Below are 21,481 nucleotides of genomic sequence, written 5' to 3'. Positions count from 1 at the left end.
CGTCCGGCCGAGTTCAAGTCTCGATCCGGAGCTTCATCCGGTCGGCGGCAAAGCGCGTTCGCGAATATTCGACCGGGCGGCCTCCGAGATCCGCATTGATCGATTGCGTCTCCATGACGATCGCCCCCGGCGAGAGTTTCAGAAGCGAGAGTTCCTCTGCGTCCGCGTGCCGCGCGACGATCTCCGTCGAGACCCGGACGTAGTCGTCGAGCCCATGCACGGCAAAGGCCTTGGTGACCGATCCGAGCCGCCCATATTCCTCCGCCATCCTCGCAAAGCGCTCGGCGGGGTAGTAGCTGACCGCCGTCGAAAGCGGCCGCCCGTCGCCGCTGCTGACGGTGCTGAGCTCGATGAGAGGGGTGCCCGGGGGAACGCCAAGCGCAGCGGCGATTTCGCCGCTTGCCGACACTTGGCGATGCCCCCGGAGCTCGGTTCCGATTTCCTTCACCTGGCGGCCGAGGCCTTGCGAGAAGCGAGTGCGCCGCGAGATCGGATAGCTCACACGATCCTTGCGCTCGATCATCGTGCCGCGCCCCTGCACCGCGCGCACCAGACCTTCTTCCGCGAGTGCTGCCAGCGCGCTGCGCACGGTGTGGCGATTGACGCCGAATTCCGCTGCAAGGGCCGTCTCCGGCGGCACCATGCCGGTCGCGTCATAGTCGCCGTTGCTGATCGCCAGCCGTATCCTGTCGGCAATCTGCCGCCATAGCGCCACGCCCATCTGCCGTTCGACGACCTTCGCCACCATCTTCTTCGCCCCACTTCTTCGCCGCCGGTTTCTTGGCAAATGTCACAAGCCTGTCATTTGCGAAGGCTATGGAAAGGTATAAGATGTATAGTTGTCTAGATCAATAGACATTTTGGAGTGAGATGATGGACGCAGCGAAGACAAGTGATGAAGGCATCGCTCAGCGCCGGGAAGGCATGCGGCTTCTGGCGCGCGCCACGCTCGGCGAACTTTCCATGGCCTGGGACGCGATCGAGGACAAGCCGGAGGTCGCGCCGGTGCGCGGTCCGGAAACCGGGCTCGTCATGGTGCGCGGCAAGATCGGCGGCGGCGGCGATCCTTTCAACCTCGGCGAGGCCACCGTTTCACGCGCCACCGTGCGGCTTTCGACCGGAGAGATCGGCCATGGGCAGCTGCTCGGCACCGACAAGGCACGCGCCCGCTTTGCCGCGATCTTCGACGCGCTTTTTCAGAGCGCTGCGCATCGCGCAAGCGTCGAGGCGCTGCACGAGCAGCTGGCCGCTCGCCTTGATGCGGAAGACCGTCGCAAGGCCGAGGAAACGGCTGCGACCCGCGTCGACTTCTTCACCATGGTCCGCGGAGAGGATTGATGAAGGCCAAATCGCAAATCTATAGCGGCGCCTTCGCCGATCCTGTCTTCGAGGCGCAGTCCGTGTTCCGCAGCCTGATGGACTGCTTCGCCCGCCCGGGTACCGTCGGCCGGCTTTCCACTGCTGCAGCCCCTCCGGCGCCACTCGGAGAGGCAAGCGGAGCTGTCGCGCTCACGCTCTGCGACCACGACACGCCGGTCTGGCTATCGCCGGCGCTCTCCAAATCCTCCGCGCCGAAGTGGATCGCGTTTCACACCGGCGCGGGCGTCACCGAGGCGAAGGACGAAGCCCGCTTTGCCTTCTTCGAGAAGGACGCGGCTGTGCCGGGCTTCGACCAGTTCTCCCTCGGCACGCAGGAATATCCCGACCGTTCCACCACGCTCGTCGTCGAGGTGGAAGCGCTCGAGGGCGGGCAGCCGCTGATCGGCCGGGGACCGGGAATCAAGAACGGGATCGTCATCGCACCGAAGGGCCTGCCCGACGTGTTCCTCGACCTCTGGGCCGCCAACCGGGCGATCTTTCCACGCGGCATCGATCTCGTCCTGACGGCGCGCGAGGCAGTGCTTTGCCTGCCGCGCACCACCAAACTCGAGCGGGAGTAAGCGCATGTATGTAGCCGTCAAGGGCGGAGAAGCCGCCATTGCCAATGCTCACCGGCTGCTGGCCGATCGCCGGCGCGGCGACCGGGCGCTGCCCGCGATCACCATAGAACAGGTCGTCGAGCAGCTCGGGCTCGCGGTCGACCGCGTGATGGCCGAGGCCTCGCTTTACGACCGTGCGCTTGCGGCGCTTGCCGTGCGCCAGGCGCGCGGCGACATGATCGAGGCGATCTTCATCCTGCGCGCCTACCGCACGACCCTTCCGCGATTCGGCTATTCCGAACCGGTCGACACCGCAAAAATGAAGGTCGAACGGCGCGTCTCGGCCACCTACAAGGATCTCCCCGGCGGCCAACTGCTCGGCCCCACCTTCGACTATACACACCGACTTCTCGACCCGTCGCTCATCGGCGAACAGCCGGTCGATGAGCCGGCGCTCAAGGAGCCGGGCGAACATGTCATGCGCGTCTCCGACATTCTCGACGGCGAAGGCCTGATCGAGGGCGACGGCCAGATGCCGGAAGCTCACGTGGCGGGGGACCTGACGCGCGAGCCGATGGAATTTCCGATGGCGCGCGATCTCCGCCTGCAGGCGCTTGCCCGTGGCGACGAGGGATTCCTGCTGGCGCTCGCCTACTCCACGCAGCGCGGCTATGGCCGCACGCATCCCTTCGTCGGCGAGGTCAGGATCGGCGAGGTCGAGGTCGAACTGGAGCTGCCGGAGCTGGGCTTTGCCGTTTCACTTGGGGTCATCCGCGTTACCGAATGCCAGATGGTCAACCAGTTCAAGGGCTCGGCCAAGCAGCCGCCGCAATTCACCCGCGGCTACGGACTCGTCTTCGGCCAGAGCGAGCGCAAGGCGATGTCGATGTCGCTGGTCGATCGGGCTCTCCGGACCGACGAATTCGACGAGGACATCGTCGCCCCCGCCCAGGATCAGGAATTCGTCATCTCGCATGCCGACAACGTCCAGGCGACCGGCTTCGTCGAACATCTGAAGCTGCCGCATTACGTTGATTTTCAGGCCGAGCTCGACCTGGTCAGGCGCATGCGCCGGAAACACGACGCCGCCCAGGCCGGCGGCAGGGACGGCATTAAGGAGGCCGCCGAATGAACGACCTCGCAACTTACAACTTCGCCTATCTGGACGAGCAGACGAAGCGGATGATCCGCCGCGCGATCCTGAAGGCGATCGCCATCCCGGGCTATCAGGTGCCCTTCGCCTCCCGCGAAATGCCCATGCCCTATGGCTGGGGCACCGGCGGCGTGCAGGTGACCGCCTCCATCCTCGGGCCCGACGACGTGCTCAAGGTGATCGATCAGGGCGCCGACGACACGACGAACGCCGTTTCGATCCGCGCCTTCTTCCAGAAGGTCGCCGATGTCGCCGTCACCACGAGGACGACGGAGGCGACGATCATCCAGACGCGGCACCGCATTCCCGAGGAGCAACTGAGAGAGGGGCAGACGCTCGTCTACCAGGTGCCCATTCCGGAACCGCTGCGCTTCCTCGAACCGCGCGAAACCGAGACGCGCAAGATGCATGCGCTCGAGGAATACGGGCTCATGCATGTGAAGCTCTACGAGGACATCGCCCGCAACGGCCATATCGCCACGACCTACGCCTATCCTGTGAAGGTCGAGGACCGTTACGTGATGGACCCCTCGCCGACGCCGAAATTCGACAATCCGAAGATGCATATGTCGGAGGCCCTCCAGCTCTTCGGCGCCGGCCGGGAGAAGCGCATCTATGCGGTGCCACCCCATACCGAGGTCGTCAGCCTCGATTTCGAGGATCACCCCTTCGAGGTTCAGAAATTCGACAAGCCCTGCGCCCTTTGCGGCGCCGAGAACGTCTATCTCGACGAGGTCGTGCTCGACGACAAGGGCGGGCGCATGTTCGTCTGCTCCGACACCGACCATTGCGAGGATCGCCGGGCGCACGGCCATGCCGGTGCCATGCTCGCCCCCGCCGCGAAAGAAAGCCAGGAGGCTGCAGTATGAGCGCCGTGCCGCTTCTGAAAGTCAGTGACGTTTCGAAATTTTATGGAAGTCGCATCGGCTGCCGCAATGTCTCCTTCGAGCTCTATCCGGGCGAGGTGCTCGCCATCGTCGGCGAATCCGGCTCGGGGAAGACCACGCTGCTCTCCTGCCTCTCGACCCGGCTTATGCCGACATCCGGCATCGTCGAATATCACATGCGCGACGGCCAGTACCGGGATCTTGCGCGCATGAGCGAGGCCGAGCGTCGCTTTCTGATGCGCACCGACTGGGGCTTCGTGCACCAGAACCCGGCGGACGGGCTGAGGATGACGGTGTCGGCCGGTGCAAATGTCGGCGAGCGCTTGATGGCGGTCGGCGACCGGCATTACGGAAATATCCGCGCGGCGGCAGGCGACTGGCTGAGGCGCGTGGAAATCGAAGAGGACCGGATCGACGATCAGCCGCGCGCCTTCTCCGGCGGCATGCGCCAGCGCCTGCAGATCGCCCGCAATCTGGTCACCTCGCCCCGCCTCGTCTTTATGGACGAGCCGACCGGCGGCCTCGACGTCTCGGTGCAGGCACGCCTGCTCGATCTGGTTCGCGGCCTCGTCCACGACCTCGGCCTTGCGGCGGTCATCGTCACCCACGACCTCGCCGTGGCGCGCCTCCTTTCGCACCGGATGATGGTGATGAAGGACGGCGCCGTCATCGAACAGGGTCTGACCGACCGGGTGCTCGACGATCCGCGCGAGCCCTACACGCAACTCCTCGTTTCCTCGATTCTTCAGGTGTGACGCATTGACAATGCGCAACGGAAAGTAAAGACCATGCCAACTCCCCTCGTTGTCTCGGAAGTCGCGAAAAGCTTCACCATGCATCTTCGCGACGGCGTGCGCCTGCCGGTGGTCGCGAACGTCTCCTTCTCGGTGAAGGCCGGCGAATGCGTGGTGCTCGGCGGCCCCTCCGGCGTCGGCAAGAGCTCGATCCTCAAGATGCTCTACGGAAATTACGGCGTCGACGAAGGCCAGATCCTGGTGGAACATGACGGCCGCCTGGTGAACCTCGCAACGGCCGAGCCGCGCACCGTGCTCGAGGTGCGCCGCACGACGCTCGGCTATGTTAGCCAGTTTCTGCGTGTCGTGCCGCGCGTCTCCGCCCTCGACATCGTCGCCGAGCCCTTGCAGGCGCGCGGTGTGACGGCGGCCGAAGCGCGGGAGCGTGCGGCCGAACTGCTTTCGAGGCTCAACCTGCCGAGGGAACTCTGGGCCCTGCCGCCGGCCACCTTCTCCGGCGGCGAACAGCAGCGGGTCAATATCGCCCGCGGCTTCATCACGGACCATCAGATCCTGCTCCTGGACGAACCGACGGCCTCGCTCGATGCGAAGAACCGCGCAGTGGTGGTGGAAATGATCGCCGGGAAGAAGGCGGCCGGCACGGCCCTGATCGGTATTTTCCATGACGAGGAGGTACGCGAGGCGGTCGCCGACCGCATCATCGACGTATCGGAATTCTCGCCAAGGAAATACGCCGCATGAGCCAGAAACTCGACCTCGAACCCACCATCCATCCGACAGCGAGCGTCGTGAACTCGACGCTCGGCCGCTACACCGAAATCCGGGAACGCTCGCGCCTCGACGAGGTGGAGTTCGGTGATTATTCCTACATCATGCAGGATGGTTCGATCTGGTGCGCGACGGTTGGCAAATTCGTCAACATCGCCGCAGCCGTGCGCATCAACGCCACCAACCATCCCACCTGGCGGGCGACGCTGCATCACTTCACCTATCGCGCACCGATGTATTGGGACGATGCGGAGCCCGACCACGATCTCTTCGCCTGGCGCCGGCAGAACCGGGTGACGATCGGCCATGACGTCTGGATCGGCCATGGCGCGACGATCCTGCCCGGCGTGAGTGTCGGCAATGGAGCCGTGATCGGCGCCGGCGCCGTCGTCTCCAAGGACGTCGCACCGTACACGATTGTCGGCGGGGTACCTGCGAGACTCATCCGAGATCGCTTCACGGCCCGGGTCGGCGAAGCCATGGATCAGCTCGCCTGGTGGGACTGGGACCACACCAAGCTACGCCATGCGCTGGACGATTTCCGGGAACTGACGGCGGAGGAGTTTCTTGTGCGGTATAGCTAGGCGCCGCGCGTATGATGCCCTCATCCCGCTGCCGCGATCTTCTCCCCGTTTCGACGGGGAGAAGGGACAAGCCGGGGAGAGGGGCAAATCCGCCGCCGCAAGCGTATCAGGCGGCCGCAGCTTCCATCAAAAACGCACCCGCAACCCGAGCCACCAGCGCCAGCGAAACCGCACCCGCATCCGGGTGGCCGATGCTCTTTTCGGCCAGCGGCCGGGCGCGGCCGAGTTTCGGGGTCAGCGCGGAGGTCGCATCGGCGGCCTCTTGAGCGGCCTTGGCCGCCGCGTTCCAGGCTTCCACAAGCGGCCTGCCGGCGGCGGATTCCCTTTCCAGCGTCTCCACGAAAGGCACCAGCGCGTCGACCAGCGTCTTGTCGCCCACGCGCGCGCGGCCGAGACGCGTGACGCCGTCGAGTGCGAGGCGGGAGCCCTTCGCGATCGCCGCGTCGCTCACCTTATTCTCATCACTGAAGGCATTGCTCCAGGAGCGCAGGGCCAAGCCCCAGATCGCGCCCGAGGTGCCGCCGGCGCGGTCCGCCCAGGCGTCGCCCGCGGCAGCAAGCACGCTTGCGGCCCCTGCCCCAGCCGCGGCCGCCGCCTTTGCTGCGTCGAATGCGGCGGCCGAACCGCGGCGCATCCCCTGGCCGTGATCGCCGTCGCCGGCAAAGGCGTCGATGCGGCCAAGTTCCTCCTCCGCGTCCTTCAGCGCCTCGGCAATGTTGCCGATCAGCCGGGCTATGCATTTGCCGCTTTCCTTCGAGGCTTCCGCTGCGGGGCCGAAAGACTGCGGGCCGTCGGCGTCTACGATCTCGTCGGTCGCGGGTTCGGCGGCAATGATCACACCCTTTCGCAGCACCGGCGCATCCGTGGGCGCGCGCCAGAGCGCCTCCAACTCTTCGTCCAGCCAGAGAAGGGTGAGCGAGCAGCCCTGCATGTCGAGGCTGGTGACGAATTCGCCGCATTCGGGGTCGACGATTTCGAGGCCCGCATCGCTGAGCTGTCTTGCGATCGCCGTCCAAAGCACGAAAAGTTCTTCATATTTGGTCGAGCCGAGACCGTTCAGCACGGCCGCCACCTTCCTGGAGCCTGCGGGGCGCTCGGCAAGAAGCTTGCCGGTTAGAAGCTTCGCGAGATCGCTCGCCGTCGCGATCGTCTCCTCGCTGACGCCCGGTTCCCCGTGAATGCCGAGTCCGAGCGCCATCTGGCCCTTCGGCACGGTGAAAAGCGGACCGGTGGCGCCCGGAAGCGTGCAACCGCCGAAGGCGACGCCGAAGGATACCGTCCGCTCATTGGCGTGACGCGCGAGCCGCTCGACCTCGTCGAGCGATTTGCCAGCTTCCGCTGCCGCGCCGGCGATCTTGAAAACGACGAGGTCGCCGGCAATCCCGCGGCGCTTGGCCGACGTCTCCGCGGGCGCACTCGCCACGTCATCGGTCACGGGCAGGATGCGCACGTCGATGCCTTCGGAGCGAAGCCGTTCGGCCGCAACCCCGAAGTTCAGAACGTCGCCCGCATAGTTGCCGAAGCCGAGCAATACACCGCCGCCCTGGTCGGCATGGCGGCAGACGCGGGCTACCGCGGCCGTCGAGGGCGAGGCAAAGACATCGCCGGCGACCGCCGCGTCGGCGAGCCCCGGTCCGACATAGCCAGCGAAGGCCGGGTAGTGTCCCGAGCCGCCGCCGACCACGACGGCGACCTTGCCCTTCGGCACCTTGGTCGAGCGCACGACGCCGCCCTTCACCAGGCGGACGTTGCGCTGATAGATCGCTGCAAAACCTGCGAGTGCGGTCGTGGCGAAATCTTCCGGAGCGTCAAAGATCGTGGTCATCGCTTCAATGTCCCCTTCAATGTCCTTCTTGTCGAGGCAGGATGCGCCTCAGATAGTCCCGATTGGCGGCGCTGACGGAAAGGCCGTCACCGCCGTAATGCTCGCAGAGGAAGGGACTGTCGAAGCCATGCGCCAGCGCCATGCGAATTGCCGCCCGATAGTTGATGAGGCCGAATTCGAGCGGGGCCGGATGGGTGACGATGACGCCGGATGCCGGATCTTCCGTGCGGTTGTAGTTCTTGACGTGCCAGTATTTGGCAAAAGGCGCAACCTTCGCCATCATTTCCTGCCAATGTTCCACGGGCCGGTGCAGGCGGATGAGATTGCCGAGATCGGCATTGATGCCGACATTGGCGAGGCCTACCTCCTGAACGAAGCGCACGGAACTGTCGGCCGTGCCCAGATAGGTATCCTCGTACATCTCCAGCGAGACTTCGATGCCGAGTTCTTCGGCATGGCGGCCGAGTTCGCGAACACGCGAAACCGCCAACTGCCAGGTTCCCGCATCGTCGGGGTTCTTCACGCCGTCAACCGTCCAGAACCAGAGGACTTTCTTCTGCGCCTCCGTCAGCGGGCCGAAGAAGCCGAAGGACACGGAGCCGGCGCCTACGGCGGCAGCCGCCTCGACGACCCGGTGTCCGTAAGCGAGGTATTCCTCGCCATGTTCCGGGTCTATGAGGCTGCGCCGCGAGGTGGAGATCGCCGGTATCGTGAGGCCGAGAGACCGTGTCAGGCCCACGAACTGATCAAGACGCTCCGCCGAAAGGTCCGCCAGCCGTATCCAGCTGTCGGTCGGATCCAGTTCGGTGAAGCCGGCATCCACCACGTCGGAGAGCGTCGCCGCCCACTCCTCGACCGGCTGGTCCTGCACCGAACGGCCGTCCGGCAAAAGGTTGGGATACTGGATCATCGCGGCCGCAATCGGCCAGTTGTCACGGTTCCATTTGCGCGGCGCCATGGCGGACTCCTCGGGATTTGAAGAAATTGGATCTAGGGGTACGGGACGAGGCGGCCGGTCAGGCCGCCGCATTGCCGTCGCCGCTCGAAGCGGCAACCTCGTTCTTGCGCCTGCGCAACGTGCCGATCAGCCAGAAGAAGAGCGGGGAGAGAAGCAGCGCAAGGGCAACGGCCATCAGGGCAGAGACAAGGCCGTTCGACCAGAAGATGTTGAGGCTGCCGCCCGACATCAGCATCGACTGACGGAAGGCGTCTTCCGCCTTGTCGCCGAGCACCATGGCGAGAACCAGCGGCGCGAGCGGATAGTCCAGCTTCTTGAAGATATAACCCAGGAGACCGAAGCCGATCACCATGAAGATGTCCGAGACGGAGTTCGCGACCTGGTAGGCCCCCGAGAAGATGACCGCGACGATGATCGGTCCGATGATCGAGAACGGCACGCGCAGGATCGAGGCGTAAAGCGGCACCGTCGCGATCACGAGGAAGACGGCGACGACATTGCCGAGATACATGGAGGCGATCAGACCCCAGACGAAGTCCGGGCGATCGGTGAAGAGCATCGGGCCGGGCGTCAGGCCCCAGATCATCAACCCGCCCATCATCACCGCGGCGGTGGCGGAACCCGGGACGCCGAGCGCCAGCATCGGCAGCAGGGCCGATGTGCCGGCGGAATGGTCGGCAGTCTCGGGCGCGACGATGCCGCGCGGATCGCCCTTGCCGAACATCGATTTGTCGCGTGCCGAGCGCCGGGCAACGCCATAGCTCATGAAGGAGGCGGCGGTCGGGCCGGCCGGCGTGATCCCCATCCAGATGCCGATGATCGTCGAGCGGGCGATCGTCAGCCAGTAACGCGGGATCTCGATCAGCGTCCTGCCGATCTCGGAGAGGCGCACCCGCGCCTTGATGCCTTCGAAGCGCAGCCCCTCTTCCGTCGTCAGCAGAAGTTCGCCGATGCCGAAGAGTCCCATGACGGCAATCAGGAAGCTCACGCCCTTGATCAGTTCGGGGATGTCGAAGGTGAGCCTCAGATTGCCCGAGATCGTATCCATGCCGATCGAGGCGAGCGCGAAGCCGAGCATCATCGAGACGAGCGTCTTGAAGGGTGACTGCGCGCCCATGGAGATGAAGCTCGCAAAGGCGAGGAAATAGACGGCGAAATATTCGGGCGAGGAGAATTTGAGCGCAAAGTTCGCCACCCAGCCCGAAAGCAGCGTGATCATGACGACGCCCGCAAGCGCGCCGAGGCCGGCCGAAACGAAGGCAAGCGTGAGCGCCCGGCTCGCATGACCGGCTTTCGCCATGGGATAGCCGTCGAACGTCGTGGCGACCGAGGAGGGCTCGCCCGGAATGTTGAAGAGGATCGACGTCGTCGAGCCGCCGAAAAGCGCGCCCCAATACATGCAGGACAAGAGGATGATCGCCGAGATCGGGTCCATGGAGAAGGTAAGCGGCAGAAGCAGCGACACGCCGTTCGGCGCACCGAGGCCCGGCAGCACGCCGACGAGGATGCCGAGCGTCACGCCGACGATCATCAGCAGGATGTGGTTCCAGCTGAGGATGTGGCCGAAGCCATCGATCAGAAGACCGATATTTTCCATGTCATTCCTCCCGCAAGCACTGCACCCTTGCGGGTCAGTAAATTCCGAACCAGGCTTCGACCGGTCCCTTCAGCAACGGAACCTGGAAGCCGATTTCGAAAACGATGAAAAAGAAGATCGAGACGCCGAGTCCTGCGGGGATCGCGATCCACCATTTGTAACGCCCCTGGAAGAGCATGGTCGCGGCGATGTAGAGTGCCGTCCCGACATAGAGGCCCAGCCAGGCGGAAACGGCGGCGAAGGCCGCAACCGGCAGCAGGAAAGAGGCGACCACCCTGGCGCGGGCGCCGTCGAGGAAGATCTCGCCTGTACCGCGATGCTTGAAGAATGCATGCGCGATATTGGCGAGGCTGCCGAGAACGATGAGCAGACCGATATAGAAGGGGAAATAGCCCGCATCCGGACCCATGTCGGTCCAGCCCGCACCGATGTCGAGGGAGCCGTAGCAGACAGCGATGCCGAAGGCACCCGTCAGCGCGGCGACGCCGAGTTCCACCGCAAAGCGGCTGATCCCATTCGCACTGTTCTCACTCATGATCGTGACCTTTCCAAGCGGAGAATGGGCGTCCTGAGAGGCCGAGGATGGATGCGGTTCTGCCCGCATCCTCATCCCCCGGGCCCAGGCGCCCATCGACCGGTCCTTAGTTGGCGAGCCAGCCTTCGCGCTTCAGCACTTCGCCGATCGTCGCGCCATCCTTTTCGATGACGGCTTTGAGTTCGTCGCCGGTCATATAGCCAGGAGACTGCGAGCTGTCGGCGAGATATTTCGCCCATTCCGGGGTCTCGGAGACCTTGCGCAGCACATCCGCATAGAACTGGACGACCTCAGGCTCGACTCCGGCCGGTAGCCAGACGGTGCGCGGCATCGAGTAGTTCTCGATCGGAATGCCGGCTTCCTTGCAGGTCGGGATATCGCTCCAGGCCTTGTCGCCGGCGACCTTGGCGTCGCTCGTGAACTTCGCGCTCTTGAAGACGCAGAGTGGCTTGATCATGCCGGCCTGCCATTGACCGAGGTTCTCGCTCGGATTGTTGACATTGGCGTCGAGGTGCTCGCCGGCAAGCTGAACGGCCGCCTCGCCGCCGCTCTTGAAGGGGATGTAGTTGATCTTGGCGCCGGTCGCGTCGTTGATCATCGAAGTCAGGATCTGGTCGGCGTCCTTGGACTGGCTGCCGCCGATCTTCAGGCCGCCTTCCTTCGCCTTGGCCACGAAATCGGCAGCCGTCGCGTAGTCCGCCTTGCCATTGACCCAAAGCACGAACTCGTCGGACGCGAGCGAGGCCACCGGCGTCAGGTCCTCGGACGTATAGGGCACCTTGGCGCGAACCGGCAGCAGATAGGCATTGTTGGTACCGAAGGCGAGCTTGTAGGGATCACCCTTGTAGCCAGCCGTGTAGACGAAGCCTTCCGCGCCGCCGGCGCTGCCCTTGTTGGTGACGACGACCGGTGCCTTCATCAGTTCGTACTTGCCGATGATCGCCTGGATGGTGCGCGCGAAGATATCGGTGCCGCCGCCGGGGCCGGCGGTGACGACGAATTCGACCGGGCGGTTCGGCTCGAACGCCGATGCCGGCGCGGCAAGGCCGAAAGCGGCGGCCGCGATTACTGCGATGGAGACGGATTTTTTCATGCGTGGTCCTCCCTTTGAGCTGGATTGCGGCGCGAGACCTCCCCTCACGCCGGTATTCATCGAAAGCGTACGAATTCAGGCAGCAGCCGAAAGCGCCCTCTTTTTCTTCGCCATGCGGGCAGCAAGCAGGATCGCCTCGCGTGTTGCGCCTATATCGGCGATCCCCTTGCCGGCGATGTCGTAGGCGGTGCCATGGGCGGGCGTGCAGAGCGGGAACGGCAGTCCGCCCATCATCGTCACACCCTTGTCGAAGCCGATGATCTTCATGGCGATCTGACCCTGGTCGTGATACATGGTCATCACCGCGTTGAAGCCTTCCTTCAGCGCCCGGAGGAAGACCGTATCGGCCGGGAACGGCCCCTCGACGTTGAAGCCGAGCGCCTTGGCCTTTGCGACCGCCGGCTCGATAATGTCGATCTCTTCCATGCCGAAGCTGCCGCCGTCGCCGGCATGCGGATTGAGTCCCGCAACCGCGATCTTCGCCTCCTCGTAGCCGGCATCCTTGAGGCAGGCCTGAGTCAGTTTGAGTTCGGCCAGGATCGCCTCCACCGACAGGTGGGACGCCACGTCCTTGAGCGGGATATGCGACGTCACCCGCGCGTTCCACACCTTTTCGAGAACATTGAATTCACGAACCTTTCCGGTGAAGGAAAGCACATCGGCGACGAAGCGGATCTCGTCGTCATAGCCGGGATAGGCAAAGCGCATCGCCTTCTTGTTGAAGGGGGTGAAGCAGACGGCATCGGCCTTGCCCGCATGGGCGAGTTCGAGGGCGGTGCGGAAATTACGCGTGGCGAAGGTGCCGCCGGCAAGCGTCGCCTCGCCGCGAACCACATCGGCCGGATCGAGATGGGCGAGATCCACGAAGACGTGGCGGACGGTGCCGGCGTCGTCGAGCGCATCGAGCGAAGCGGCTTCCAGATCCAGCGTGACGCCGGCCACCCGGGCGCCCTCGTCGAGGATGCGGCGATCGCCGATGGCGATGATGTGCGCCGCGTCGCGGATGTCGGAAAGAGCCAGAAGCTGCGCCGTCAGTTCCGGGCTGATTCCCGCGGGGTCGCCCATGGCCAGCGCAATCACAGGGCGCCGCTCCTTCGTTCCGTCCGCTCCAGATGTCGTCATTCGAGATGTCCTCCGCTTCATGCTTGAATGTCTCATACGTCATTCAAAATTCTGCATCAAGTCTTTTGTATTCTGTATGCAGCATTTTCTGTTGACGACTTCCGGGGCAGTCTCCATGCTTGAATGAACGGCGCTGATTCAATCGCGCACACTCAAGGGGAAGGGCCGCGCGGCGGGCCCAAGGTTCAGACGAGAAAATGAACGAACTCAAATCACTGGAGCAGCGACCCATAGGCGGCCCGGGCCCCATCCGGCGCACCGCACTGCACGACACGCTGGTCAGTCATCTGCGCGACATGATCATCGAGGGCGACCTTCCGCCCGGAACCCGTCTGCACGAGGGGCAACTGGGCGAACAGCTCGGCGTATCGCGCACGCCGCTGCGCGAGGCGATCAAGTATCTTGCGAGCGAAGGCCTGGTGGAGCTCGTCCCGAGCCGCGGCGCCGTCGTCAAGCGCTTCAGCGCCAAGGACGTTCAGGACATGCTCACCGTGCTGCAGACCCTGGAGGAGCTCGCTGGCAGGCTTGCCTGCGAGGCCGCGACGGATGCGGAGATCGCCGAAGTGCGGGCGCTCCACGACGAAATGGTGCGCCGCTACGAGGCGGGCGACCGGATGCAATATTACAAGCTCAACCAGGACATTCACACCGCCATCGCCCGGCTTTCGGGCAATGCGGCCCTCGCCGACATGCATGCCATGCTGCAGACGCGGCTGAAGCGCATCCGCTTCATCGGCCATGAAGGCCCGGAGAAATGGGCCGCCGCGGTCGCCGAACATCAGGAAATGATCGCCGCGCTCGAAGCCCGCGACAAGGCCAGGCTATCGAAAGTGCTGGGGCTTCATCTGACGAAGGCCTGGGAACGGGTACGCGACGCGGTCTAGAGCGTCGACGCAAAAGCGAAATACGCCCTCTGGCCTGCCGGCCAGGGGGCATCACCGCTCGGCGCCGATCACTTCACCGCCAGCAGGCAGATATAGGCAAGCACCGTTACCAGCAGGCCACGGAAAGCGAAGCTGACACAGCGGTATTTGCCGCAGGCGATCGCCGCAAGCGCGTCCGCATTCTCGGCATATTGGCGGAAGAGATAGGCCTGATCGCCGGTCTCCGCCGCTCGGATGAAGCTGTCGCGATGACGGGACCAGGCGCCCCAGAACAGCGTCGTGGAGGTGGTGCTCTTCCTCGGCAGCACCACGAGTATAGCCGACACGATGGAGAAGACCGAAGCAAGCGCAAGCATTGCCGACAGGGCCAGCGCCATGCCGCCGCCTTCGGCGTAACGCTGCCAGGAAAAGACGCTCCGCCCTTCTTGCGAAGTGACGAGAAAGGCGAACATGAAGGTGAAGATATAGGCCGCCTTCTGGTCCGACGTCTTTATCTGATCGGCGAAGACATCGTTGATCTTCCTGATGTGATCGTAATAGGCGCCGAGTGCCACTTCCGGCCCGGCTCCTTCACTTGGCAGATCGAGTTTGTACAGATTACCCCCGGCTTCCATTCGCCACTCCCCTTTATTCGTCTCCTCTTTATTACACTCGACGAGTAAAAACATCCGCCCAAAACTGGGCTCTTGACATTTCTCCCCTCTAAATTCACTGGATTCAGTATAACGAGGGGTGACACGAGAATGCGGGGAAGAAGAACGGGAGCATTGCTTGCCGCGGCGACGTTTTTTGCGCCCTTGTCTGCGCAAGCCGAGCCCGTTCCGCGCCCCTCGCCGGCCGCCGGCTCCGTTATCGCCCGCAAGTCCGGCGAGGAGGTGCGTTTCGTCGACGTTTCCAACTGGCGGGTCGTCGACCTCGCTCAGGATCTCATTCCCGGCGATGTGCTGCGCACCAATGCCACCGGCGCGCTCGCGGTCCTCTTCAGAGATCACACGCAGATAAGACTGGGGCGCAATACCGCGCTGCGCGTTAAGGAAATCGGCGCGGGCGACACGAAATTCGGGCTGGAATCAGGGACGATCTGGGCCCGGGCCGAGCGCGGCGGCGAGGGCCTGGTCATCGACACGCCGGCCGCGGCCGCCGCCATTCGCGGCACCGATTGGACGCTGACGGTCGGCCCCGACGGCAAGACCTCGCTCGTCGTCCTCGAAGGTGTCGTCGAACTCAGCAATGCCTATGGCAGCGTGACTGTGAAGCAGGGCGAAGGCGCCGTTGCGGCGATCGGCAGCGCACCGACGAAGATCGTGATCGTCACCCCGAAGGACCGCGAGCAGATGCTCTTTCATCTGTCGCTCCGCAACGCCTTCGTCTGGATGCCGGCCACGCCCTTCAGCGTTCCCGAAATGCGTCGGGAGCGCGCGCGCGTCGAAGCGAAACCCGCAGGCTCGCGCACGACCGAGGAGTGGCTGACGCTTGCGGAAATTTATCTTTCGCTCGATGGCCGCCACAAGGCTCAGGCCGCGCTCGCGGAAGCGGCGGGACGGGGCCTGAGCCGATCCCAGGCAGCGCGTGCCGATCTCGTGCGCGCATTGATCGCCGGCTCGTCCAACCGGTATGAAGAGGCGGCGCGCTTGTTCGCCAGGGCCGAACGCGGCCTCGACCCGAGCCGCCGCACGATCGCGGCCTATGGCGGCTATTTCTCGCGCGGGCTCGCGAACCCCGAACGCGTCGAGGAGCCGCCGCGCAATGCCAGCGGCCGCTATGCGGGCATGGTCAGGGCCTGGACCGCCGGCTTCCGCGAAGACATTCCGGCGGCGATCGCAGTGATCAAGAGGGCCGAGCAGCAATATCCCGACGACCCGACCCTGCCTGCGGCACGCGCGCAGCTCGCCCTGCTGCTGGACGATCGCGACGAGCTTCGCGACGGCGTCGAGCGGGCGCTTGCGATCGACCCTGAAGACCCGACGGCTCTCGAGGCGCGCGCACATTACCGCTCTTACATCGAGAACGATCTCGATGCCGCCCTTGCCGACCTGAACAGGGCGCTCGAGACTGCCCCAGGGTCCTCGTCGATCTGGAACGCCCTCGGGCTGGTCCAGGGCGCGCGCGGCGACAACCGTGCAGCGGAGGCCGCCTTCAACCAGGCGATCGCGCTCGATCCGCTCGATCCCGTCTCGCACGCAAACCTTGCAATACAATACATGGACGAGATGCGGATGGCCGAGGCGAAGCGCGAGATCGACGCCGCGCTTTCCGTCGATCCCTCCTTCGACGTGGCGCTCGTGGCGCGCGGCCGCTACCACATGCAGAACGGCGAGGCCGACAAGGCGGTGGAAGACCTGCTCGCCGGCTCGACGGCCAACCCGGCCTATTCGAACGCACAGCTGCTGCTCGCAGCCGCGCATTACGAGAAGGGCGACCGCGTTCCGGCAGCTCAGGCGCTCGACAATGCCGACCGGCTCGACCCGAACGATCCCGTCGTGGCGACGGTCAGAACCGCGATCGCGATCGATGCCTATGATGCGGACGCGGCCATTCGCAATGCTCAGGAAGCCCTGCGCCGCACCCGCGCCAAGGGCGGCGACACGGCGGCACTCGGCGCCAACCAGGAGCAAGGTTCGACGCTCAACGACGCCTTCCGGCTGCAGGGGTTGGATGCCTGGGGTCAATATTACGGCGACGCCGTCTTCGATCCCTTCACCGGCGCCAGCTATGTCGACCAGGCGGTGCGCGGCAGCGTCAATCCCTTCTTCAACGCTTACGATTTCACCGCCAACGCCGTCGCGAACACGGTCAATACCACAAGCTTTTCCGCTCTCATCCAAGGGCTTCTGATCGAGCCGCATATGCTCGCCAGCCGCGAGCGAACGGTCAATCTGCTGCGTTCGCCCTTTTTCGAGACGGAGCTCGGCGGCGGGTTCATCGCCAATGAGGACCATACCGGATGGGTCGGGGAAGCTGCGGTTCGGGGATTTACGGTCTCACCGTTCCCCATCAGCGTCTACGGTACGTTCCAGTGGGAGGAGCCGCGGGATACGGTCGAATCCGGAGGCGCGCGCCTGGAACGTGACCTGCGGATAATCGGAGGCAACGGCTACGTTACGGCCAGTCCGACGCCCGATGACCGCATTGTAGCCTTCGCGAACTATTCCGATATCGAGGAGACCCAGCAATTTCTGCCCGTTCCGCCTGACCTTGAGATAGGGGACGAGTCTTCCGGCCTCATTTCCGGGCTCGCATGGAGCCATACATTCGGATACCGCAACGTCGGAAACGCCGCACTCTTCTTCAAAGAACTTCGCTCTGGGGACAGCCTGCGCATTCTGGATGGGGCGGGCACTGAAACGAATCTCGATCTGGACGCAAGAGAGCGGACTTACATCGCGGCCCTTAACCATCTGTATGGAGATGGCGACCTGACGTGGCGCTATGGCGTCGAGGGCGGGAAGATTCGAGCAGACACCCGTACCCATTTCAGTTTGGTCCTACCGCCCCCCTCAGAAGTTGTGGACGACTATGAATATGATTCTGACACGCACGCCGTGGCTAAGGCGTATATCGACGGCCTGTACGAAATTACCCCCGACCTCAAGATAGAAGGCGCGCTGTTTGCCCGTTACATAGAGGACGTTAACGACGACGACATCCGGCTCGAACCGAAGCTCGGGGTCGCCTGGGCACCATCGGAGGGCCATTGGTTGCGCGCCGCCATTCAGCGCGAAGGGTATAATTTCGGCTCTGCTACGCTTGCGCCGGTCGGCATCGTCGGGCTGCAGCCCAACCAGTTCCTTATCGGCACGGAAGGCTATGCCGACACGCTGGCCTTGCGCTGGGATGCCGAATGGAGCGACTGGCTCTTCACCGCTGTCGACTACCAGCACCAGGAAATCCGCGACGGTTCGATTGCCACCCCAGTTACCAGCCCCTTCCTCCCACTGACTGATTTCCACTTCGACAAGGGCCGTCTCGACCGCGTGGCAGTAACCGCCAACATGGCGCTCGGACATGGATTCGGCCTGTCGGCGACGGTGGCCCGGATCGAAAGCGAGGACCTCTCGACCGGCGCCGGCGGCGATCTACCCTTTCTGCCTGAATATTCAGGCCAGGTGGCACTCACCTTCGTCAGCACAGCCAATGTCAAAACGACCGTCGCCGCCAACTATATAGGCGAGCGTACCGACGGCACCACGACACTCGACGACTTCTGGACGCTCGACGCCGCTCTCCAATGGGAGCCCTTCGACAAGCGGTTCGAAGTCGAGCTCGCCGGCTTCAACCTTCTGGACGAGGAGTTCGAGGTGCGCGACGGGCTGCCCGGCTGGGGTCCCACGGTCAAGGGCACCGTCAAAGTGCGGTTCTGATGAACGACTTTCGCGAGCTTCGCCTTTCCTCCCGGCGGGTAAAGCTTGCCGCCCTGACGACCGTCGTGGCCGCCCTCGTCTCGGCTGTCTCGCTGACCGGTACGTGGTCGCTGGTGGACCTGCGCGCCTATGACTATCTTTCGATCGTCGGCCGGCCATCGCTACCGGAAGACGGCCCGGTCATCGTCGCCATCGACGAACCCTCGATGGCGGAGATCGGCAGTCAATGGCCCTGGCCGCGCGCGCTGCACGCCCGCCTGATCGAAGCCCTGAGGGCCGCCGGCGCCCGGGCGATCGGCCTCGACGTGATCTTCGCCGAACCGGCCGCCGCGCCGGAGAACGATCAGGCGCTCGCCGAAGTTCTCGGGCCCGATGTGGTGCTTGCCGGCGACGAGACGCTGATCCGGACACCCCAGGCAGAGCAGTTCGTCAGGACCGAGCCCCTTCCCGCCTTTCTGGCACGGGGCGCGAAGGTCGGCATCGCCTCGGTCGGCCTCAGCGGCGACGGAGCGCTCCGGCAGATCCCCGCCTATCCGGACGGTTTCGCCGCAACGCTCGCGACCGTCGCCGGCGCCGAGCCGGCGGTGCCGCCGAGAAGGGCGCTGATGCAGACCTTCGGCCCGGCCCGGACCTATCCGACCGTTTCCTATTATCAGGCGCTCGACCCCGAGAATTTCCTGCCGGAGGGCACCTTCCGCGACAGGGTCGTCATCGTGGGCCTGAGCCTGCAGAACGCGCCCACCATCGCGGGTGGTGGCGTCGATGCCTTCCCCACCTCCGACACGGTCTTCTCACGCGGCCGCGTCGCCGGTGCCGAAATCCAGGCGACCATTTACGACAATCTCGTGCACCGGCTGTTCGTCAGGCAGGCGGGCGCGGGCATTGCCATCGCGGCGATCATCCTCGCCAGCCTGGCCGCAGCCCTTGCCGTCCTCAGGTCAACGAGCTGGAAGACGCTTGGTTACGGCGCCCTCGCCCTTACTCTGATCTTTCTTGCGAGCTACGGCCTGATGCGCCTCGGCCATGCGTTCGTCTCGCCCCTCGCCCCGGCACTCGCCTTTCTCGCCGTGGCGGTGGGGCAGGCGGGCCTCGACTACGCGGATGAACGGCGGCGGCGGCGGGAAATCACCCGTGCCTTCGCGCAGTATCTCTCGCCGGCCCTCGTCGAGCGGCTGGCAAGTGACCCATCGCAGCTGAAGCTCGGCGGCGAAAGACGGACGCTCACGGTACTCTTCTGCGACGTTCGCGGCTTCACCACCATATCGGAGGACATGAAGGACGATCCGGAAGGACTGACGACGCTCGTCAACCGGCTCCTGACCCCTCTTTCGGAGGCGGTGCTCAACCGACGCGGCACGATCGACAAATATATCGGCGACTGCCTGATGGCCTTCTGGAACGCTCCCCTCGACGATCCGGACCATGCCGTCCATGCCGTTCAGGCGGCGCGCGACATGCTTGCCGCCCTCGGTGGTCTCAACGCAGAGCTGGAAGCCGAGGCGAAAGCGGCGGGGCGTCCGCCGAAGGCGCTGAGGATCGGCATCGGCATCAACACGGGCGAATGCGTCGTCGGCAATATGGGCTCGGCCCGCCGCTTCGATTATTCGGCGCTGGGCGATGCGGTCAATCTCGCCTCCCGCCTCGAAGGTGCCTCCAAGGACTACGGTGTGCCGCTGCTCCTCGGCGAACGTACTGCAACACTCGCCGCCCGGAAATTTGCGGTTGCCGAGCTCGACCGCATCACCGTCAAGGGACGCAGCACGGTCTCCCCCGTCTTCACCCTGGTCGACGGGGCTTCGGAACCGGCGCTCGCACGCCACCGCGCCTACCTCGCCGGGAAATACAGCGGCGAGATCGCTTCCGATGACGGTTTGTTCGATGAACTCAAGGCGGCGCTGCCGCCGCTCGCGCGCTATTACGAGCGCGAGCGGGAACGGCTGCTGAAATAGTGGATGAGGGCAAATCACGGGCTTGGCGCTCAATGCAAGCCGCCGAAGCCGGCCGCGAAAACCCTCCAGGTCAGAAAGGATCAACCGAAAAAGAAGGGGCTTTACTGATGCGGCTCAGCGCCCGCAGAAAGGCGTCTCACCTCAACGGCTTTTCGGTGGTGAAGAGCGCGGCGATGCTCATGCCATGCACCTCCGCGGGGACGCTTTCATCGAGCGGGAAGCGAGCCTTGTGGTGAGTAGAATGTTCTCTACTTGGGGACGCTATGACCTGCTGTCTACCCCAGAAAAAACTTGCCCCGGCGGTGTGCGGAGCAGTGACCAGCCGGGGGATACGTGCTCTATATGGCACGGAGACCGTCTCGTTACAAGACCCACACCTAGTTTAGCAGCTATCCTTCAGCAACCAGACCGCAATCCCTCCACATGCCCCTTGCCGACATTCTCTCTGCGGATCGCTTCTCCACCTACTTGGGGTGGGCTCAGGGTGACGTGGGCTTGGGCGAGCGCCTGTATAGCTATAACGTTCGACTATCCGCCGACTTCTACGCCTCTCTTCATATGATGGAGGTTGCCTTGCGGAACAAGGTGGACGGTGCCTTGACCGCTATGCATGGTGCAGCGTGGCTCCATGACCCCGCCGTATTGACTGATAAGTACCAGCAGGATTGCGTGGCGAAGGCCGAGCAGACGCTTCTCCGCGACGGCAAGGCCGCCACCCACAGCCAGATGATCGCAGAACTGAATTTCGGGTTCTGGAGTTCGGTGTTCGGTCGCTCCTCGAACCACCTCTGGGGAACGCTTCGCCCGATCTTTCAGACCGCCGGCCTCAAGCGCGCGATCATTGCGCAAAAGCTGCGCGACCTTCGCCGGCTGCGTAATCGGATCGCCCACTATGAGCCCATTCTCGCTCAACCGATTCCGATATTGCACCAAGACATCCTGAACCTCACCGCATGGATGTCTCCGGTCGCGTCCGCGTGGATCACGACCCATGCGCTTGCCGCCTACCCTGCCACCCCGGTAATCATCAAAGACGGTGCCGGCGTTTCCATATTCGATCAGGCCCTTGCGGGCCATCTCCCCGTGTAGGT

Annotated in this window: 19 protein-coding genes; 11 read left to right on the top strand and 8 right to left on the bottom strand. The window is 64.3% G+C overall.

The annotated features are described in order from the left end of the window. Positions 1-13 precede the first annotated feature (13 nt). The gene (gene phnF, locus ACFHWW_RS00440) at positions 14-748 is read right to left on the bottom strand and encodes a phosphonate metabolism transcriptional regulator PhnF (RefSeq protein ID WP_100671270.1); all 735 of its coding nucleotides are present in this window, start codon (positions 746-748) and stop codon (positions 14-16) included. Positions 749-873: 125 nt separating this feature from the next. On the opposite strand from phnF, the gene phnG reads away from it, so the two are divergent. From phnG to ACFHWW_RS00405, 7 genes are read left to right on the top strand one after another with little or no spacing between them, the layout of a single operon-like run. After that, on the top strand, positions 874-1,338 hold the full coding sequence (phnG, locus tag ACFHWW_RS00435; protein WP_379936991.1) for a phosphonate C-P lyase system protein PhnG: 465 nt from the start codon (positions 874-876) through the stop codon (positions 1,336-1,338). Next, positions 1,338-1,940 (top strand): phosphonate C-P lyase system protein PhnH, encoded by a 603-nt coding sequence (gene phnH / locus ACFHWW_RS00430; protein WP_275599442.1) that lies wholly within the window; start codon positions 1,338-1,340, stop codon positions 1,938-1,940. The genes phnG and phnH overlap by 1 nt, the downstream gene beginning before the upstream one ends. A gap of 4 nt (positions 1,941-1,944) precedes the next feature. Then, positions 1,945-3,051, top strand: coding sequence for a carbon-phosphorus lyase complex subunit PhnI (locus ACFHWW_RS00425; RefSeq protein WP_379936990.1), 1,107 nt, complete (start codon positions 1,945-1,947; stop codon positions 3,049-3,051). Beyond that, positions 3,048-3,941: an alpha-D-ribose 1-methylphosphonate 5-phosphate C-P-lyase PhnJ gene (locus tag ACFHWW_RS00420; protein ID WP_275599444.1), complete on the top strand. Its 894-nt coding sequence runs from the start codon at positions 3,048-3,050 to the stop codon at positions 3,939-3,941. The genes ACFHWW_RS00425 and ACFHWW_RS00420 overlap by 4 nt, the downstream gene beginning before the upstream one ends. Further along, positions 3,938-4,714, top strand: coding sequence for a phosphonate C-P lyase system protein PhnK (phnK, locus tag ACFHWW_RS00415; protein WP_010976255.1), 777 nt, complete (start codon positions 3,938-3,940; stop codon positions 4,712-4,714). The genes ACFHWW_RS00420 and phnK overlap by 4 nt, the downstream gene beginning before the upstream one ends. Before the next feature lie 33 nt (positions 4,715-4,747). Continuing rightward, positions 4,748-5,455: a phosphonate C-P lyase system protein PhnL gene (phnL, locus tag ACFHWW_RS00410; protein WP_018096168.1), complete on the top strand. Its 708-nt coding sequence runs from the start codon at positions 4,748-4,750 to the stop codon at positions 5,453-5,455. After that, positions 5,452-6,066, top strand: a complete 615-nt coding sequence (locus tag ACFHWW_RS00405; RefSeq protein WP_275599446.1) for a DapH/DapD/GlmU-related protein — start codon at positions 5,452-5,454, stop codon at positions 6,064-6,066. Before phnL ends, ACFHWW_RS00405 begins: the two co-directional genes overlap by 4 nt. Positions 6,067-6,172: 106 nt before the next feature. Here ACFHWW_RS00405 and ACFHWW_RS00400 read toward each other — a convergent pair whose 3' ends face one another. The 6 genes from ACFHWW_RS00400 to ACFHWW_RS00375 all read right to left on the bottom strand — a co-directional run bounded on the left by ACFHWW_RS00400 (position 6,173) and on the right by ACFHWW_RS00375 (position 13,196). Then, the gene (locus ACFHWW_RS00400) at positions 6,173-7,891 is read right to left on the bottom strand and encodes a dihydroxyacetone kinase family protein (protein ID WP_379936989.1); all 1,719 of its coding nucleotides are present in this window, start codon (positions 7,889-7,891) and stop codon (positions 6,173-6,175) included. 16 nt (positions 7,892-7,907) lie between these two features. Then, a complete protein-coding gene (locus tag ACFHWW_RS00395; protein ID WP_379936988.1) occupies positions 7,908-8,849 on the bottom strand; it encodes a sugar phosphate isomerase/epimerase family protein in 942 nt (313 codons plus the stop codon). 58 nt (positions 8,850-8,907) lie between these two features. Further along, the gene (locus tag ACFHWW_RS00390) at positions 8,908-10,446 is read right to left on the bottom strand and encodes a tripartite tricarboxylate transporter permease (RefSeq protein ID WP_018096164.1); all 1,539 of its coding nucleotides are present in this window, start codon (positions 10,444-10,446) and stop codon (positions 8,908-8,910) included. A 34-nt stretch (positions 10,447-10,480) separates the two neighbouring features. Further along, positions 10,481-10,981, bottom strand: a complete 501-nt coding sequence (locus ACFHWW_RS00385) for a tripartite tricarboxylate transporter TctB family protein (RefSeq protein WP_100671613.1) — start codon at positions 10,979-10,981, stop codon at positions 10,481-10,483. A 106-nt stretch (positions 10,982-11,087) separates the two neighbouring features. Further along, entirely contained in the window at positions 11,088-12,074 is a 987-nt protein-coding gene (locus ACFHWW_RS00380) for a tripartite tricarboxylate transporter substrate binding protein (RefSeq protein ID WP_018096162.1), read from the bottom strand. A gap of 75 nt (positions 12,075-12,149) precedes the next feature. Beyond that, complete coding sequence (locus ACFHWW_RS00375; RefSeq protein WP_275600123.1) at positions 12,150-13,196, bottom strand: 4-hydroxythreonine-4-phosphate dehydrogenase PdxA; 1,047 nt, start codon at positions 13,194-13,196, stop codon at positions 12,150-12,152. Positions 13,197-13,393: 197 nt separating this feature from the next. Between ACFHWW_RS00375 and ACFHWW_RS00370 the strand changes: the two genes are divergently transcribed. After that, positions 13,394-14,080, top strand: a complete 687-nt coding sequence (locus ACFHWW_RS00370; protein ID WP_275599450.1) for a GntR family transcriptional regulator — start codon at positions 13,394-13,396, stop codon at positions 14,078-14,080. A 68-nt stretch (positions 14,081-14,148) separates the two neighbouring features. Here the strand turns inward: ACFHWW_RS00370 and ACFHWW_RS00365 are convergent, their stop codons facing one another. Continuing rightward, entirely contained in the window at positions 14,149-14,694 is a 546-nt protein-coding gene (locus tag ACFHWW_RS00365) for a Pycsar system effector family protein (protein ID WP_275599451.1), read from the bottom strand. A 129-nt stretch (positions 14,695-14,823) separates the two neighbouring features. Here ACFHWW_RS00365 and ACFHWW_RS00360 point away from each other — a divergent pair, with 129 nt between their 5' ends. The 3 genes from ACFHWW_RS00360 to ACFHWW_RS00350 all read left to right on the top strand — a co-directional run bounded on the left by ACFHWW_RS00360 (position 14,824) and on the right by ACFHWW_RS00350 (position 21,479). After that, entirely contained in the window at positions 14,824-18,441 is a 3,618-nt protein-coding gene (locus ACFHWW_RS00360; RefSeq protein WP_379936985.1) for a FecR domain-containing protein, read from the top strand. Next, a complete protein-coding gene (locus ACFHWW_RS00355) occupies positions 18,441-20,390 on the top strand; it encodes a CHASE2 domain-containing protein (protein WP_379936984.1) in 1,950 nt (649 codons plus the stop codon). The genes ACFHWW_RS00360 and ACFHWW_RS00355 overlap by 1 nt, the downstream gene beginning before the upstream one ends. A 423-nt stretch (positions 20,391-20,813) precedes the next feature. Beyond that, complete coding sequence (locus tag ACFHWW_RS00350; protein ID WP_379936983.1) at positions 20,814-21,479, top strand: hypothetical protein; 666 nt, start codon at positions 20,814-20,816, stop codon at positions 21,477-21,479. Positions 21,480-21,481: the final 2 nt, after the last annotated feature.

The sequence above is a fragment of the Sinorhizobium sp. P24N7 genome (assembly GCF_042436655.1).
In the GTDB taxonomy this organism is placed as follows: domain Bacteria; phylum Pseudomonadota; class Alphaproteobacteria; order Rhizobiales; family Rhizobiaceae; genus Sinorhizobium; species Sinorhizobium meliloti_A.
The sequence above is the reverse complement of the archived record's forward strand: the minus strand, read 5'-3'. Positions and strand labels throughout refer to the sequence as shown.

Excerpts from the sequence above, each read along its gene's own strand:
- phnL (WP_018096168.1), top strand. The coding sequence starts at position 4,748 with ATGCCAACTCCCCTCGTTGTCTCGGAAGTCGCGAAAAGCTTCACCATG.
- phnK (WP_010976255.1), top strand. The coding sequence starts at position 3,938 with ATGAGCGCCGTGCCGCTTCTGAAAGTCAGTGACGTTTCGAAATTTTAT.
- phnF (WP_100671270.1), bottom strand. The coding sequence starts at position 748 with ATGGTGGCGAAGGTCGTCGAACGGCAGATGGGCGTGGCGCTATGGCGG.
- ACFHWW_RS00420 (WP_275599444.1), top strand. The coding sequence starts at position 3,048 with ATGAACGACCTCGCAACTTACAACTTCGCCTATCTGGACGAGCAGACG.
- ACFHWW_RS00385 (WP_100671613.1), bottom strand. The coding sequence starts at position 10,981 with ATGAGTGAGAACAGTGCGAATGGGATCAGCCGCTTTGCGGTGGAACTC.
- ACFHWW_RS00365 (WP_275599451.1), bottom strand. The coding sequence starts at position 14,694 with ATGGAAGCCGGGGGTAATCTGTACAAACTCGATCTGCCAAGTGAAGGA.
- ACFHWW_RS00350 (WP_379936983.1), top strand. The coding sequence starts at position 20,814 with ATGCCCCTTGCCGACATTCTCTCTGCGGATCGCTTCTCCACCTACTTG.
- ACFHWW_RS00390 (WP_018096164.1), bottom strand. The coding sequence starts at position 10,446 with ATGGAAAATATCGGTCTTCTGATCGATGGCTTCGGCCACATCCTCAGC.
- ACFHWW_RS00380 (WP_018096162.1), bottom strand. The coding sequence starts at position 12,074 with ATGAAAAAATCCGTCTCCATCGCAGTAATCGCGGCCGCCGCTTTCGGC.
- ACFHWW_RS00400 (WP_379936989.1), bottom strand. The coding sequence starts at position 7,891 with ATGACCACGATCTTTGACGCTCCGGAAGATTTCGCCACGACCGCACTC.
- phnH (WP_275599442.1), top strand. The coding sequence starts at position 1,338 with ATGAAGGCCAAATCGCAAATCTATAGCGGCGCCTTCGCCGATCCTGTC.
- ACFHWW_RS00395 (WP_379936988.1), bottom strand. The coding sequence starts at position 8,849 with ATGGCGCCGCGCAAATGGAACCGTGACAACTGGCCGATTGCGGCCGCG.
- ACFHWW_RS00375 (WP_275600123.1), bottom strand. The coding sequence starts at position 13,196 with ATGACGACATCTGGAGCGGACGGAACGAAGGAGCGGCGCCCTGTGATT.
- phnG (WP_379936991.1), top strand. The coding sequence starts at position 874 with ATGGACGCAGCGAAGACAAGTGATGAAGGCATCGCTCAGCGCCGGGAA.
- ACFHWW_RS00370 (WP_275599450.1), top strand. The coding sequence starts at position 13,394 with ATGAACGAACTCAAATCACTGGAGCAGCGACCCATAGGCGGCCCGGGC.
- ACFHWW_RS00360 (WP_379936985.1), top strand. The coding sequence starts at position 14,824 with ATGCGGGGAAGAAGAACGGGAGCATTGCTTGCCGCGGCGACGTTTTTT.
- ACFHWW_RS00425 (WP_379936990.1), top strand. The coding sequence starts at position 1,945 with ATGTATGTAGCCGTCAAGGGCGGAGAAGCCGCCATTGCCAATGCTCAC.
- ACFHWW_RS00405 (WP_275599446.1), top strand. The coding sequence starts at position 5,452 with ATGAGCCAGAAACTCGACCTCGAACCCACCATCCATCCGACAGCGAGC.
- ACFHWW_RS00355 (WP_379936984.1), top strand. The coding sequence starts at position 18,441 with ATGAACGACTTTCGCGAGCTTCGCCTTTCCTCCCGGCGGGTAAAGCTT.